Below are 14,281 nucleotides of genomic sequence, written 5' to 3' on the forward strand. Positions count from 1 at the left end.
AACTCTGAAACAGCGAATAGGTGAGAAACGTGAGTTTTTTTAAACGTAATAAGGACACAACTCCGGAGCACAAGGATGATGCGCTAACGCCTGAAATCGCTGTTGAATCACCCAGTACCGAAGCGACTACTAAAGCCGACGATGAACCAACTCCCGATGTCCCGCAGCGTCGACCAGAAATGGTTGCGTCGCGAGAACAGATTATGAATGTGGCGTTTGAAGACTGGCATCAGGAACTGACTCAACGCGCGTCCGCGGCGGACAAGCGAGAAGCTGAGCGTGCTCCAGGGCGTATTGATTTAACCCAGATTCACCCGACGGCGTCGGTCCAATTTTATGGTTACCAAGCTACTCGGCTGTCGTCGTTAATCAGAGAAGAACGCTCACTTGCGCAGGCAAAGGTTCAGCTTGCGCGACTTCGTGAAGATCTTGATGATACGGCGCAAACATATGGGCATGCTCCGGCCAGTTTAGCTGTTGGCTCGATGACGTGGACGGAACTACCTGAACCGTCTCGCACTGATTCACCCATTGTGCATTATGATGTGACCGGCGAGCTCAAGCTCTCTCCGGATGCTCTGTTAGAGTCAGTGGCAGAGACGATTGACCAAGATGATTCGCACATTCGAGAAGCGCAAACAATAACTGAAGTCGCTTTGTTCCGTCCAGTGCGGCTCTTTTTCCCGTCACAAAAAGAAGCACTCATACAACTTGTCACCGCAGTTGAGATTAACCCAGTGGTCATCCGTGCGCTTCGTAATCATGGTGCAGCTGCGGAGGAATTGGCAGCACTGCGTCAGCTGGCAACGGAAGATGGTTCCGTTGATGTCCTGATCACTCGGTTAAATGAGCTGGGTCGTATTTATTTGCCGGGCTTCTCTTACGAGTCACGAGTCGTTTTGGGGTCTTTTTTCCAACCGGAACGAATGATGCTGGCAGATCTGGAAGCGATGGAGCCCTATGTTCGGACCTCTCCGGTTATGTTGGCGTTGGCTGGCGACCAAGAATCGCGTGATGAATCTTCCCAGCCATTGCCAGCAGGAAATCCGCACGATCGGAATCCTGATCAAGAACGTGGCGTGGGCGATCTTGATGTTGCCGAATTAGAGGTTGTTGAGGCAGTTGCCTCCGGTCGTTCGTTAGTGGTGGATTGCCCGCCAGGGTCTCAGCGTTCTGCAACAATGTCAGCTATTGCTGCGGATACAGTTGCATCAGGACGCTCCTTGATCATCGTGCCTTCGCGAGCTTCGAGCGCGGCCGACGTCGTCAGCCAACTTGAACAACACGGTTTAGGTGATCTCGTTGCTGATTTTTCAGACGTCGAAGCCATCCCGATGCGGCTCCGTACTGGAATGCGAGTTGAGCGTCCAGAACTACCACTTGATGAAACTCTGTCGCAGCGTACTGAGCTGATGCGAGTCCGCTCAACTCTCGAAACTTTCATGCGGGAACTACACGACGTAAGCCCACGCTGGGGCGTATCAGTTTATGACTTGCTCGAAAAGTTAGCGGCGTCTACAGAAGGTACACAAGCCCCCTTAACACGGGTCCGCTTTGACAGCGAAACACTAAACAGTTTTGCTGGTGAAGGTTTAACGGCTGTTCGCCACGCGCTAGAACAAGCGGGTCAGCATCACGCTTTTGACCCATCAGTAGCGCAGTGTGCATGGACCTCCACTGATATTGCTGATCCAGCCATGGGGCAAAAAGCGCTTGAAGCAGCTCAGCGGTTACATGAAGAAACGGTTCCTACTGTCGTGAGCCAGTCGTCGCGGGCAGCGGGTGAGACAGGTCTGAAGCAAGCATCTAACCTTGCCCAGTGGCTGGAACAAATTGACGTACTCGACGGCATTGCGCAGTCATTGGATATCTTCGTTCCACAGATTTTTGAAACCTCTCCGATGGACATGGTTATTGCTACTGCTTCGCGTGAATGGCGTGATAGTAATGGGCATACTATGCGCGGTGGGGAACGCCGTCGGTTCAAGAAACAAGCGCAGGATCTGGTTCGCCCGGGAGCCATCGTCAAAGATCTACATGCTGAACTTTCCTTAGTCCAAGAGCGTCGGGAAACTTGGCGACGTTACACTGCAGAAGGTGGCTGGCCACAGTTACCACAGGGCTTGGCACATATGCAGGCCACGAGCGTACAGTTGATGGATGATCTGACTTTCCTCTCTGACCATCTGGGCAATATGAACTTTGTAGAGATGCCGTTTGACCAGTTGCAACGTAGGATTGCTGAATTAGTTGCTGATGGTCCGCACATGGAAGTTCTCCCCAAGCGCAATGCGGCTTTGAATGATTTGCGTGAGCGTGGGTTGGGACGGTTCGTGGACGATATGCTGGAGCGCGAAGTTCTAGTCGAGCATATCGATGCTGAGTTTGACCTTGCATACTGGTCCTCTATTTTTGAGCAGTTAATCGTTACGTCGTCTTTGCTTGCTCATCTTGGGCCGCAAGATCTTGCGGATTTATTAGCTTCGTTCCAAGAGCTCGATGCGGCGCATTGTGAGTCTTTGGCCGGTCCAGTGAAGCTGGCCGTAGTCAATAATGCGCGAGCACTAATGATTGACCGCAAAAACGATACGCTGAAACTTGATGCACTTCTGGCACGCCACGGAATATCAGTGTTGCGCGATGTGATTGCAACATATCAGCGGCTAGTTCAAGTTGCTCGTCCAGTGTGGATTGTTCCGGCCACTATTGCTGCCGAATTTATTCCGCCGATGCCGTGGGTAGACGTCGTTATGATGGACGTTTCAGATAACGCGACCGTTGCATCGGTTGCTTCGACTGTCACCCGTGGCCGGCAAATGGTCGTTTTGGGAGATGTTCGTCGAGCACATATTGTGGAACACGAAAATGGTGCGTTGCGAGCGTTGTCTGGTGTGCTTCCAGTACGAGAGTTACCAACAAACCGTGCGCGACTCGATGGACTATCACTACGAGCACTGCGTGCCCATGGTTACGACGACGTCCTACCACAGATACCATCAGTTGCATCAGCTAAACAATCACAACTAGTCGTGGTCGATGGACGAGGAGTGCCAAGTTCGTCTGCAGATGGTGCAGTAGAAGCGCCAAAAGTGGAAGTTGATGCAGTAGTTGATGCTGTGTTGGCTCATGCTATGAGTAGACCAGATGAATCGTTAGCGGTTGTCACAGTATCGCCGGCACATGCTCATCGGATTCGCGAAGCTTTGCGTCATTTGGGAACCGAGTCCAAGGAACTGTCAGCTTTGTATGCCGGTAACAAAGGTGAACCGTTTGTCGTTGTTGATATTTTCTCGGCGGCGAGTGTGCGTCGTGATCACGTGATTTTGTCCGTAGGCTATGGAAAGACGGTCCACGGCCGAGTGCTACATTCTTTCGGAGCATTATCAACTCCGTTAGGCCTAACCGGCATGATCGATGCTATTGAGGCTGCGCGTGGATCGATGACTATTATTTCCTCACTTGCGCCGGGAGATATTTCGTTGAAGCGGGTTTCGACGCCGGGGCCGCGACTGCTTGCACAGCTTTTGGCTGAAGCTGGCGGGTACGTTGCAGATAGTACTGTTCCAGATTCTGTTGGCGAGATAGCACCGTTACTTTCAGATTTAGCTCGGCGGATCGAGAATGCGGGCTTTGTTACGCGAGCTAATGTTGGCCACGGTGACTGGAGTATCCCGCTCATCGTGGGGCACCCAGATATTCCGGGTCAATGGGCAGTAGCCGTTGTTTATGACGATGTAGCATATGCACGCCAAGCATCACTGCGCCGGCGTGACCGCTACCGGATCGACACGTTGAAATATTGTGGATGGGAAGTCTACCAGACGTTCTCCACGTCACTTTTCGTTGATCCGCAGGGTCAAGCTGAGAAGATCATTGACCTCGTTCGATCGGTGCTGAATCAAGATGATCCAGACACTGATTTAGCAGTTCCAGACGTCAACGAATGGGGAGATCCAGCTGTAGAAGTAGAACATGAAGTTCCCCGCGCAGAACCAAAGAAGCGATCTGTTCGTCCAACTGTTATTCCGGGATTACAGCTAGCTGGATATACAGATAACGAGCTTGAAGAGCTACTGATGTGGATTGCTTCGGACGAGATTAAACGTACCACCGAAGAATTTGTCACCGAGCTTCGTAACGAGTTAGCGTTACGGCGTGGTAGCCAGATCGATCGCGTTTTAGCCAATATTGTGCGTCGCGTTGGAGTAGCTAGTGATGAGTAAGACACATGGGCGTCGTGTTGTACGGTTATCGCGTGTTGATGCGCAACGTTTAGAACGAGGTGAAATTGAATATGCCGAGCAAGCTTTGCATATTTCGGATGCAGGCCCCGTGTTATCGCGGAAGTCTGCTATCGAACCTCCAAAACCAGTGAATCTGTCACCGCATGAGCGTGAATTGATTAACAATATTCCGCCACATTTTGGGAAAATCTAATACATAGTAAATGGTAGGGCGAGCTATTAGCTCGCCCTACCATTTACTATGTGGTGATCAGCGCTGTGCTAACAGATCACGGATCTCGGTTAGTAACGCAACATTTTCTGGAATTGGCGTTGGTGCTTCTTCTTGCTTCTTACGCTTTTTAAAAGCGTTCATTGGTAGGACAACACAGAAGTAGATTACTGCCGAGACGATCAGAAAGTTGACTACTGCAGTGATAAAGAAACCAGGCTGGATGGCGGTGTTTCCGATATGGAATTCGCCAAGATCGTCAAACTTAGGTTGACCAAAAATTGCTGAAATCAGCGGCATAATAATCTTTTCAGTCAAGGATGAGATGACTGGAGCGAAAGCAGCACCGATAATAACTGCCACAGCCAGATCGATTACATTGCCTTTGTTAATGAACTCTTTAAAACCTTTGAGCACGGAAAATCCTTTGCGGTTGTGAATAGATATAGGCGTTTTATTGTGAAGCACCAGAAAGAACTGCAATAAGTGGAGCACGAGATCCGGTACCTAGAACAACTTTAATAGTTGAATCTGGAATTTCGAGGAAGAAATTCATGGTGTCAGGCACGTTATGAAGGAAACTCTTTTCGCCAGAGTTTTGCGCTATCCCGGCAACTCGAATATGACGAGCCACTAATTGAGCATCTTGAGGACTGTCTGAGAAAGAATCCGGCACTGGAGCAAATAGATCCACATAGTTACCGGTATGGAGCATGGCCAACCCGCCGGTATCAGCTAACACAACCGGGGCAATGACAAATCCTGGCGCTGCCTGTTCAATAGTTTGTGGCGATAGCACTTGATTCGGCCCGATTGCCTCGCCTGCGTTGACAGGAACAAGAAGATGATGGCCTACGATCTCTGCTGTGTCTGTGCTCATTCCCGGCAAGACAGCGTGTATGGGTATCAGCTCAATATCGTCATTGGTGAGTTCGTAGCCAGCGGGAAACGAGTTACGTGCGGCAACGATCTGGTACTCTGCGGGCTGCGATGCAGCTACAAGTGCCAGTATTTGTTGGATGACAACAGCACAAAGCGCAAAGAACCCAACCCAACGCCATTGCCACATTTTTGCCCGGATTCGCTGGGGTCTAACAACAGTAGTCATAGAACTAGTGTGACAAGCAAAGCTCCGTCGTCGTCAGCCATAACAAAATCTGTGGAAAAACTGGTGACGAAGAAAAATGTGGAAAAATAGTGCTTAGATAGTAGTGGCTGCTTCAGTTGTAACCCAGCCTTCTGGAAGCAAAGCGAATGGAATCAACACATCCAAGTCATCTTGTGGCAAAGACCGATCCACAAATTCCCACGGAAAAATCATTTGCGCAATCCGATGAGTTATCTGCGGAGTTTTTAGCGCGCGATCATACCAACCGCCGCCTTGACCCATCCGTTGTCCCGCGTGAGAAAGCGCCAAACCTGGAATGATCATTGCGTCAACAGAGGTCAAAATATCGTTCGAATACGCGTCACCAGACGGTTCTGGTGGTCGGCCAGGAGCCAACAACTCCAAGTCGTCACGGCCACGATACTCAGCCCAAGCACGAGTGAGGCCCGGCCCAAGTTTTGGTAACAAAATCTTTTTCCCAGAATCTGCCAACGCGTCCAAAACTGCAGCAGTAGGAGGCTCAGTTTCCAACGAAACATAGCATGCGACGGTGCTAAAACCATGGGTAAAAGCCAATGCAGATTCTACCCATTCATCAGAAAAAAGATGTGCCTTAGCCTTACGCCTATCCCGAATAACGGCACGGATAGCCTGTTTAGCTTCCTCAACATCCATGCCAACAGTGTCAGGTAATGTCAACGCTGAATTCATACCTCCATTGTTTCACGAAAAATGCAATTCATACTCACCCTTAAGCGAGAAGCGGATAAACTAGAACCAGACCCTACATGAAGGAAAGAAAATGAAGTCTGTTGCAGATCATCTTGCCGATTGTTTAGCGATTGCCACGCCACTGCCGGCGTTTACTGTAACGCTTCACGATTCCGTCGGCACAATATTGGCAGATAACGTGCGCTCGCTCGTGGACGTACCGGCCACTAATCTAGCCGGCAGAGACGGATACGCAGTCCGTGCGGTAGATGTCTTTGGAGCAAGTGCAACAAACCCAGTGACACTGCCAGTTATCAGCGAGATTCGTGCAGATGCAACTGATGGACAGAGCATTGTGAAGGGTGCATGTGTCCGTATTTCGTCTGGTGCGCCGATGCCGCATGACAGCGATGCCGTTGTTCCTATCGAGATGACTAATCAGGGTCGCGCCGAGGTGGAAATTCGTGCCACCGTAGAAGCTGGAGCCAATGTGCGACTGCAGGCAGAGGATCTTAGCGCCGGCACAATTATTCTCGAAGCTGGTGTGCGTATCGGCTCGCGGCAGGTTGCGATGTTAGCTTCTGCTGGTCATTCTCGAGTCATGGTCCATCCGCGGCCGAGAGTAGTTATCATGTCGGTTGGCGATGAGCTGCAAGAGCCAGGAACGAGTGCACGTCGTGGTCGAGTGTTTGATGCTAACTCCCATGCGTTAGCATCAGCAGTTACTGATGCTGGCGGGGATATTTTCCGAGTGGGTTCGGTGCCTGACGACGCGCGGCAGTTGCGCGATATGATCGAAGACCAACTGGTTCGCGCGGACATCATCATTACGACCGGCGGATTGTCCTACGGCGGTGGCGACACGGTCAAAGACGTTATGCATCAGTTAGGTGATGTGCGGTTTGATAATGTGGCAATGTCGCCCGGACGTCAGCTGGGTGTGGGGCGGATTGGCAATACAGTTGTCTACTGTCTGCCCGGAAATCCGGTAGCGGCGATTACCAATTTTGAGGTCTTTATTCGTCCGTCGCTGCGAAAGATGGCTGGCCATTCCCAGATTCATCGCCAAGCCGTAAAGGCCAAGGTCATCCGCGGCTGGGAGTCTCCGGACGGCCAGCGTGAATTTGTTCGCGCCCGCGTTTTAGGTAATCCGCGGGAAGGATATCAGGTGGAGCCAACTGGCGATCCGCGACGTCCTTTACTAACTGCATTATCCGCGGCAAACTGCTTGGCGATCGTTCCGGAAACTCAGCGCGTCGTCTCGGTAGGCGACGAGTTGGTGTGTGAGGTGTTGGATCGCTAACATCTGTGGTACTGGTGTGACTCATGTCGGATATTTCGGCATGATCAGGCAACACGCCACCCGTAAATATCCGCTTTCTGGCGGGGTTTTACTACCGTGGAGACATGGGTTTCGGAGGCTTCGGTTTAGCGATCGTCGCAGTCTTTCTGCTCATCTATCTCGTGCCTCATGTGCTACGCCAGCGGCAAGTACTTGGAGATGCGCCGATTGATGAACGTTTTGCAGAAGATTTGCGATTGATCGATCGGCGTACCCTCATGTCGAGTCAGTCTTCAGATGCTCACGGCAAAATTTTTCTAACGGAGCGAATCATGACACCAGCAATGACGAGTGAACAGTTGCGTAACGCGGCTCGTGATCGGTCACGCGCCCGCGCTCGGATGGCTACCCGCCATGCGAATCAGATGCGTGGAATGATGATTGGGTTAGTCCTCGTTGTTGCGACGTTAGGAGCGTGGGGTGTTGTTGCGCTTACTAGCTTTCCCTCAGGTGTTGCTATCGTTTCCACGGTTGTGACAGGTGCGTACGGGGCATTGTTCGGTTACGTCATCAACGAGATGGTGAAAGCCGACGACGCCGATGCCAAACGTATCGCTCATGCTAATAAGGTCCTGCGGGGACAAGTTAGCATGTCACAGGCTACTAAGCTGGCAGAGCATAAAGCTGTTGAAGTAACGGTTCCGGAGAATATAAGTGCGAAACAAGAGAACGCTGCTACTGCCGAATCCCAGACTAGTGTTCCAGTTCGGAAGCTTTCGCGGGAAGAACTTGATGCCCGAACGGCTGCGTTGGCAGTACCAGCCACACCGTCGTACACACTGAAGTCTGTTGCACCGTTTAAGGCTGAAACAGTAGTGGCTACTAACGTGCCATTCCGCCCAACTAAGCTCAATGAGCGGTTGGGTGATGAATCGTTGCCAGATGCTCATGATGCTCCAGAGATGACTGGAAATGAAGAATTGCGTCGCGATGTTCTCGGCGGCGGTTCTACGCTAGATGCGTTGCTGTCACGTCGTCGGGCGTAACTGTGACAACCCTAGTATTTCTTCATTCGCCTGGTCAGTCACCCTTTGACTGGCGGGAAGTTGCTGACTATTTACCACCGGCATGGGCGATAGCTGCGCCAGATCTGCGGCAGTGCCACACCGTAGACGAACTGTGCTCAATTATTGACCGTGATGCGATGAGCGTATCTGACGAACGAATAATTCTCATAAGCTCTGGTTCTAGTGCAATCGCGTTAGCTGCATTTAATGAGCGTTACGCACACCGGGTTGAAGGGCTTATTGCTATTAAACCGCGCTGGAAGGTATCCATGCGGCAACGATTCACGGAGCGGAAAAAGCCATTTCTTGCTGTGCTGCGCAAGACTCAGATTGTTAAGCCGGCTGACATTACTGAGCTTTCCCATGAAGATACGCAATACCCGGCACAATGCGCTGCCGCACTATACCGGGTAATTACGAAGTAATATCAGTTTTTACTTACCACAACTGCAGTTGCAGTTTCCGCCGCAGCCGCCGCTACCAGCTTGGTAGGCTTCTTCGTCAAAGATCTCAATGATGTGGTCTGAGCTGAACTGAATCTCGTCGCCTGCTTCTAGGGACGAAATAAATTCTGGATCAGTGTCCAACGTGCCGACATAACCAGCAGCGTCTTGGCCGTCGACGATGACCCACATACGTTCAGCAGCAACTTCACCTTCAGGATTCACTAGACCGAATACCAGTTTGACGATGTCTCCAGGTTGTACGGCCGCCCGTTCTTCCGGCGTTGGAATAGTGAAATCGTCTAGTTGGGCAGCTAACTCTTCAGCGTCCCACAGTTCCCATTCGCGGGTGGTATTAGTGGTGGTCACAATAGCTCCTATGCTTCGATGTGTGATCTGATCCTTGAACAACCGTACAACGCCGAGCGCACAATTTCTCGTTGGATAGTTATTTGCGGCAAAAATGTGTGTTCACGCATCGCCACAATAACTGGGGTCACACCCTCCTGCGCCGTTTGGCGACGAGCATGATGCCGGCTCCTGAGGCGAGCAGAATTCCTGACACTAGCCCAGTAAATCCCAACGAAAATCCGGTTTTTGCTAAAACAGATGAAGACTCTGACGGCATGGGTGTTTCGATTACAATGGGATCGGTGGGTGCTGGCTGGTCAATAACGTTCACATTGATGACTTTGATACGTGTTGAGCCGTCGCCAAATGTGATTTTGACGGTTTGGGTTGTGTTTCCGGCTGCAGATGTTTGTGCCGGAGTAATAATTTCTGCCCGAGCGCCGGCTGGCAGATCAACCAGCCCATCAGTTGCTGGAACTGTGTCACCAACATGAACGGTGAGATCTGTCGTGGCCACATCCGGGATTGGAGTAATCGGCAACGCGCTTAAGTTGAATGTCACCTTAGTGTCTGTGCACACCGTCGAATCGGGAGTGAATTCTGTACCTGGCATTGACTCAGGATCAAAAGCAACAAATTTTCCGGTTAATCCAGCAGGAACCTCGGGACTCGTGAAGAATTCAGCTTCGTTGAGTGGCTCTACGATTGAGGTACCGGCGATCAACAACCGATGTTCGGTATAATCTGGATCTGTTGTGCTGGTGTAATAGTCCACATTAACTGCGGGCGCCCATACGTGCTTATGCTGATCGGCTGACGTGTGAGTGACTGGATAAGTATATTGAAGAGTTCCGCAATTAACGTTGACCGACGTCGAATCGGCCCCAGAAATGAACTCGTGCAAGTCTTGTCCAAGAGAATTCTTGGCAACTGCACCCGCTGGAAGAACGACAGTTCCGCCGTCAATCACAGTGGCAATTTTGCTATTTGGCATGCTCGTTCCGGGGATATCAACTCTGGAATCACCAACGATGGTCAGGTGCGAGCCGACTTTTTGCTTGTAATCAACGCCGAGTGAATCGCCGATGACGGTACTGCTATCAATGGTGTATGTAGCGTCCTGAAATTGGAAAGCCTGGTGAGTGCCCGCTACGGCGATCTCACTGGTAATCGTGCTATTCGTAATCCCAACTGAATTGTTCGCAGTATTGATAGATACAAATGGTTTCGCGAAGAAACCACTTGAAACAGCGTCGGGAGTCGTTACCAGTGTAACCAGTGAATCAGAGAAATCTACCGCAGCTCCCGCAACAAACGACATGTTGTAATTGCGTACCGTCGTGGAATGAACGATAGAGTTCCGGAAAACAATCGGGCGTTCAGAGTAAAAAGCTGCTCGCCACACGGACGTCTTACTACTGTGGTCAATAGTGACCGTCGAATTGTTAAAAGTTGCGCTGGCTTGCGTATCTGCTCCGCCATTCCGAGCAAAAATGATTGGGCCTTCGGCAGTATCTGGTCCGGGCGAGACAGTCAGTGATGTGTCACTAACCGTGAACGGTCCTCGAATCAGCTGGCCATTGATGCCATAACCACGAGTGGGACCGATATGGATTGAGCTTCCATCAGCGCCATCCCCGCGCACAGTTACCTCTTGGCCAGGCACCTTCTGGTTAATCTTCATGCCATAGCCAGCGAAGTGTTCGATAATCAGATTGCCGTTATTAATTAAGGTAAATTCCGATGTGATATCTAGACCGGTCTTATCGGCAACATTAGAACCATCAAATGTTACGTCAACACCATCGTTGATCGTGAACGTCATCGGATGATCAATAACTAAGCCACCATTAAATGAGTTATCGGCAGTAAACGTGACTGATTGGGTGGCTGGATCGCTAACTGCAGCTTTAAGTTCAGCAAGAGTGGTGGTAAAGCCTACCTCGACGTTGTTGGCGGCAAAAGCGGGCGGTGACGTCCCTAACAAAAGGCCAGTAAACAGAATGATGGACGTGATATTATATTTAGTTCCCATATTCAGACACTACACGAATAGGGATAGCATTGATAGAGCGATAGTATTTGAGCCTAACCGAAGGTAAAACCGTGAATAGACTAGACCAACTCATCATCGCGCAGGCGTATGAAACTGGCTGGCAACCAGACCAACCGGCCTATGTCGTCGATGATCCGACTGGCTCGCTACTTGCTCACCTGCTCGACAATGCTTCCACAGTCACTGTGCTCAGCGATTCACATTCTCAGGTACACGATGCATGTGACTACGCTACCCGTAATGGGCAACGCCAAAAGCTCTGCGCCCGAGGAATCGATGGGCCGCTAGAACTCAACGCTTTCCTGCAAAGCACCGTTGAGCCGGAAGCCAGCCACGGCGTCGTCGTCACTCGACTACCAAAGTCACGCACACATCTTGACTATCTTGCGCACTGCACTGCGCGCGCCGGAGTCGGAGCATTCGTCGGCGCACACAACACCAAGCACATGACTCGAGCCCAAAACCAGATCCTAGCAACGTACTATGCGACCGAGCACGCCAGCCGCGGATCAGGAAAATTCCGAGCCCTCTGCGCCACTAAACCACTTCCAAACCTGCCTGAGCCCCAACCACACCACGCCGGTCACCTCTATGCCATCGGTGCTACATTTGCTGGCAGCCAAGCAGACCACGGTGGACAATTGCTTGCCACCACTGCCATCGCCGACTGGGCAACACCGCCTCGCACGATTCTTGATTTCGGCTGCGGAAACGGGGCCGTGAGTTATCTGGTTGCCCAACACAATCCGGCAACCACCATTATTGCCACCGATATTTCAGCCGATGCCGTAACGTCAACCCAGCTCACACTCGTCCCATACCGCGAGCGCACAACCGTCACCTGGGACACCTCGGCGCGAAGCATTGCCGAAAACGACGTCGACGCCGTCCTCCTCAACCCGCCATTCCACGACGGATTCTCTATCGACGACACCCTCGTGGACGAACTATTGGCCGCGGCCCAGCGCGTACTAAAACCTGGTGGCGCCATCTACGTTGTGTACAACTCGCACCTGCGCTACCGGCTCCGCATCGGGCAGCTGTTTACCGACGTCGTCCAGCTGGCCCGCGATAGCCGTTTCACCATCGTACGTGGGCACAAACTATAACCAGCCGCGCTCGCGCGCAATCACTGCTGCCTGGGCACGAGTCTCCGCTCCAGTCTTTCCGATCGCCGCCGATAGATGGTTACGAACCGTGCCTTCGGAGAGATAAACGTGCCGTGCGATCTCGGCGATAGTCGCACCATTGGCGGCAACTCGCAAAATCTCTTGCTCGCGTTCGGTGAGCGGATTGACTCCTTCAAACAGCGACTGTGTAGCCAGCACCGGGTCAACCACTCGATTTCCCGCATGAACTTGGCGAATCGCTTGAGCTAACTCTTGTGCGGGGGTATCCTTCACCACAAACCCATAGGCGCCAGCTGCCAGCGCTCGATGGACATAGCCTGGCCGGCCGAACGTCGTCACGATCAGCACCCGGGTGGGTAGCTGCGACTCTGCGAGCTCCTGGGTGACTGCAATCCCATCCCGTCCGGGCATCTCAATATCTATCAATGCCACATCTGGCCGGTGAGTACGAACCGCCGTCATAACCTCATCACCCCGGCCGACCTCACACACCACCTCAATATCGTCTTCCAGATTGAGCAGAGCACTCAGCGCGCCACGAACCAGCGCCTGATCGTCAGCAATCAGCACTCGAATCATTGTTTTGTCCTCACATCCATGACTGCTGTTATCCGTGTCCCAGGATCAGCGGCTACCACATCGAGCCGGCCACCTACCTCGGTGATCCTCTCACTCAATCCCGTCAAACCGTTTCCGGCAGGCTGAGTGATGCCTACGCCGTCGTCGATAATCGAAATGCTGGTTGACGTCATTTCACATCTTACGTGACTGGCATGAGCATGACGCAAAATGTTTGTTGCCGCTTCACGTACAACCCACGAAAAAACAAAACGGAATCGCGGATCGACATCCTCCGCTGACCCCACAACTGACACTGAAATATGGGCATCTTCGAGCACCCGGATAGCGTTGCGCAGCTCGTCCGAAAGCAACTGCATGCGCAGACCAGAGACCGTTGTGCGTACCTCAGTAATCGCGGCGCGAGTCAAGTCCGAGATCTCGGTGAGCTCTGCGCGCGCCCGCTCCGGATCAGAATCGAGCAATCGCAACGCCAGCTGTGACTTAAGCGAAATGATCGTGAGTGAATGTCCCACCACGTCATGCACATCGCGGGCAACTCGGCTACGCTCAGCCGATATTGCTTCGTGGGCTACCGCGATTTGTTTTTCCTGGGAGGCCCGATCGAAAAACCTTGAGCCAGCAGTCATAGCGAACACGCCAAGTGACACCATGAGGAGAGCATGAGCGTCACCAGCGGTGCCGAGTAGCCAGCCAGCAACCTCTATGATTGCGGCGAGGACAACCATGATAATTGCACCGGGGAGTAGCGGAACAAACATCCCAGTCAGAGATGCTAGATACGGGAAAAACGAAAAACCAGCGACTGCAAAAAGAGCCAGCATCGTTATTGTGATGGCAAAAAGAATGGTGAATGAAACGATATAGAGCCAGAGTAGATGGTTCTTCATGCGCTGGGCGTATGCCAAAAACCAGGTGGTGGAATTGAGGAGGGCGAATACGGCAGTGAGCGCGTAGCCGATGATGCGAATCGTAGCTGAATATGGGCCGATGCTAATGAAATGGATCGGGAAAACAAGGAAAACTAGCCAGATAAGAGCCATAAACAGGCCCATGGCGTATTCGCGGCGAGAAGTCATATGCGTATTCTATCGTTGTG

At 51.8% G+C, this 14,281-nt stretch carries 13 protein-coding genes; 6 read left to right on the forward strand and 7 right to left on the reverse strand.

Features of this window, described 5'->3' with window-relative positions; genetic code table 11:
- Window positions 1-29 precede the first annotated feature (29 nt).
- Both BLT51_RS03370 and BLT51_RS03375 read left to right on the forward strand, forming a co-directional pair.
- Complete coding sequence (locus BLT51_RS03370; RefSeq protein ID WP_091279906.1) at window positions 30-4,223, forward strand: hypothetical protein; 4,194 nt, start codon at window positions 30-32, stop codon at window positions 4,221-4,223.
- On the forward strand, window positions 4,216-4,437 hold the full coding sequence (locus BLT51_RS03375) for a hypothetical protein (protein WP_091279908.1): 222 nt from the start codon (window positions 4,216-4,218) through the stop codon (window positions 4,435-4,437). Before BLT51_RS03370 ends, BLT51_RS03375 begins: the two co-directional genes overlap by 8 nt.
- A 57-nt stretch (window positions 4,438-4,494) precedes the next feature.
- Here the strand turns inward: BLT51_RS03375 and mscL are convergent, their stop codons facing one another.
- The 3 genes from mscL to BLT51_RS03390 all read right to left on the reverse strand — a co-directional run bounded on the left by mscL (window position 4,495) and on the right by BLT51_RS03390 (window position 6,274).
- Window positions 4,495-4,872 (reverse strand): large conductance mechanosensitive channel protein MscL, encoded by a 378-nt coding sequence (gene mscL, locus BLT51_RS03380; protein WP_091279911.1) that lies wholly within the window; start codon window positions 4,870-4,872, stop codon window positions 4,495-4,497.
- A gap of 37 nt (window positions 4,873-4,909) precedes the next feature.
- Window positions 4,910-5,563 (reverse strand): SAF domain-containing protein, encoded by a 654-nt coding sequence (locus tag BLT51_RS03385; protein WP_091279913.1) that lies wholly within the window; start codon window positions 5,561-5,563, stop codon window positions 4,910-4,912.
- A gap of 93 nt (window positions 5,564-5,656) precedes the next feature.
- Complete coding sequence (locus BLT51_RS03390; RefSeq protein ID WP_091279916.1) at window positions 5,657-6,274, reverse strand: 5-formyltetrahydrofolate cyclo-ligase; 618 nt, start codon at window positions 6,272-6,274, stop codon at window positions 5,657-5,659.
- Between the two features lie 91 nt (window positions 6,275-6,365).
- Between BLT51_RS03390 and BLT51_RS03395 the strand changes: the two genes are divergently transcribed.
- From BLT51_RS03395 to BLT51_RS03405, 3 genes are all read left to right on the forward strand, one after another.
- Entirely contained in the window at window positions 6,366-7,577 is a 1,212-nt protein-coding gene (locus BLT51_RS03395) for a molybdopterin molybdotransferase MoeA (protein ID WP_091279919.1), read from the forward strand.
- Between the two features lie 104 nt (window positions 7,578-7,681).
- Window positions 7,682-8,602, forward strand: a complete 921-nt coding sequence (locus tag BLT51_RS03400) for a hypothetical protein (RefSeq protein ID WP_091279921.1) — start codon at window positions 7,682-7,684, stop codon at window positions 8,600-8,602.
- Between the two features lie 2 nt (window positions 8,603-8,604).
- Entirely contained in the window at window positions 8,605-9,048 is a 444-nt protein-coding gene (locus BLT51_RS03405; RefSeq protein WP_091279924.1) for an alpha/beta fold hydrolase, read from the forward strand.
- A gap of 9 nt (window positions 9,049-9,057) precedes the next feature.
- Here BLT51_RS03405 and BLT51_RS03410 read toward each other — a convergent pair whose 3' ends face one another.
- Both BLT51_RS03410 and BLT51_RS03415 read right to left on the reverse strand, forming a co-directional pair.
- Window positions 9,058-9,435, reverse strand: coding sequence for a DUF2314 domain-containing protein (locus tag BLT51_RS03410; RefSeq protein ID WP_091279927.1), 378 nt, complete (start codon window positions 9,433-9,435; stop codon window positions 9,058-9,060).
- Window positions 9,436-9,562: 127 nt separating this feature from the next.
- Entirely contained in the window at window positions 9,563-11,452 is a 1,890-nt protein-coding gene (locus BLT51_RS03415; RefSeq protein ID WP_091279930.1) for a Rib/alpha-like domain-containing protein, read from the reverse strand.
- 71 nt (window positions 11,453-11,523) lie between these two features.
- Between BLT51_RS03415 and BLT51_RS03420 the strand changes: the two genes are divergently transcribed.
- Entirely contained in the window at window positions 11,524-12,582 is a 1,059-nt protein-coding gene (locus tag BLT51_RS03420) for a class I SAM-dependent methyltransferase (RefSeq protein WP_091279932.1), read from the forward strand.
- Here BLT51_RS03420 and BLT51_RS03425 read toward each other — a convergent pair.
- Both BLT51_RS03425 and BLT51_RS03430 read right to left on the reverse strand, forming a co-directional pair.
- Window positions 12,577-13,182 carry a response regulator transcription factor gene (locus tag BLT51_RS03425; protein WP_091279935.1) on the reverse strand — a complete coding sequence of 202 codons (606 nt, stop codon included), beginning with the start codon at window positions 13,180-13,182 and terminating at the stop codon, window positions 12,577-12,579. The two genes, BLT51_RS03420 and BLT51_RS03425, sit on opposite strands and share 6 nt — an antisense overlap.
- Window positions 13,179-14,261 (reverse strand): sensor histidine kinase, encoded by a 1,083-nt coding sequence (locus tag BLT51_RS03430; protein ID WP_091279938.1) that lies wholly within the window; start codon window positions 14,259-14,261, stop codon window positions 13,179-13,181. The genes BLT51_RS03425 and BLT51_RS03430 overlap by 4 nt, the downstream gene beginning before the upstream one ends.
- Window positions 14,262-14,281: the final 20 nt, after the last annotated feature.

The organism is Arcanobacterium phocae, from assembly GCF_900105865.1.
Lineage (GTDB): Bacteria > Actinomycetota > Actinomycetes > Actinomycetales > Actinomycetaceae > Arcanobacterium > Arcanobacterium phocae.

What these genes read in the sequence shown, in the direction of transcription:
- BLT51_RS03375 (WP_091279908.1), top strand. Translation starts at nt 4,216, where the DNA reads ATGAGTAAGACACATGGGCGTCGTGTTGTACGGTTATCGCGTGTTGAT.
- BLT51_RS03385 (WP_091279913.1), bottom strand. Translation starts at nt 5,563, where the DNA reads ATGACTACTGTTGTTAGACCCCAGCGAATCCGGGCAAAAATGTGGCAA.
- BLT51_RS03390 (WP_091279916.1), bottom strand. Translation starts at nt 6,274, where the DNA reads ATGAATTCAGCGTTGACATTACCTGACACTGTTGGCATGGATGTTGAG.
- BLT51_RS03395 (WP_091279919.1), top strand. Translation starts at nt 6,366, where the DNA reads ATGAAGTCTGTTGCAGATCATCTTGCCGATTGTTTAGCGATTGCCACG.
- BLT51_RS03400 (WP_091279921.1), top strand. Translation starts at nt 7,682, where the DNA reads ATGGGTTTCGGAGGCTTCGGTTTAGCGATCGTCGCAGTCTTTCTGCTC.
- BLT51_RS03415 (WP_091279930.1), bottom strand. Translation starts at nt 11,452, where the DNA reads ATGGGAACTAAATATAATATCACGTCCATCATTCTGTTTACTGGCCTT.
- BLT51_RS03425 (WP_091279935.1), bottom strand. Translation starts at nt 13,182, where the DNA reads ATGATTCGAGTGCTGATTGCTGACGATCAGGCGCTGGTTCGTGGCGCG.
- BLT51_RS03430 (WP_091279938.1), bottom strand. Translation starts at nt 14,261, where the DNA reads ATGACTTCTCGCCGCGAATACGCCATGGGCCTGTTTATGGCTCTTATC.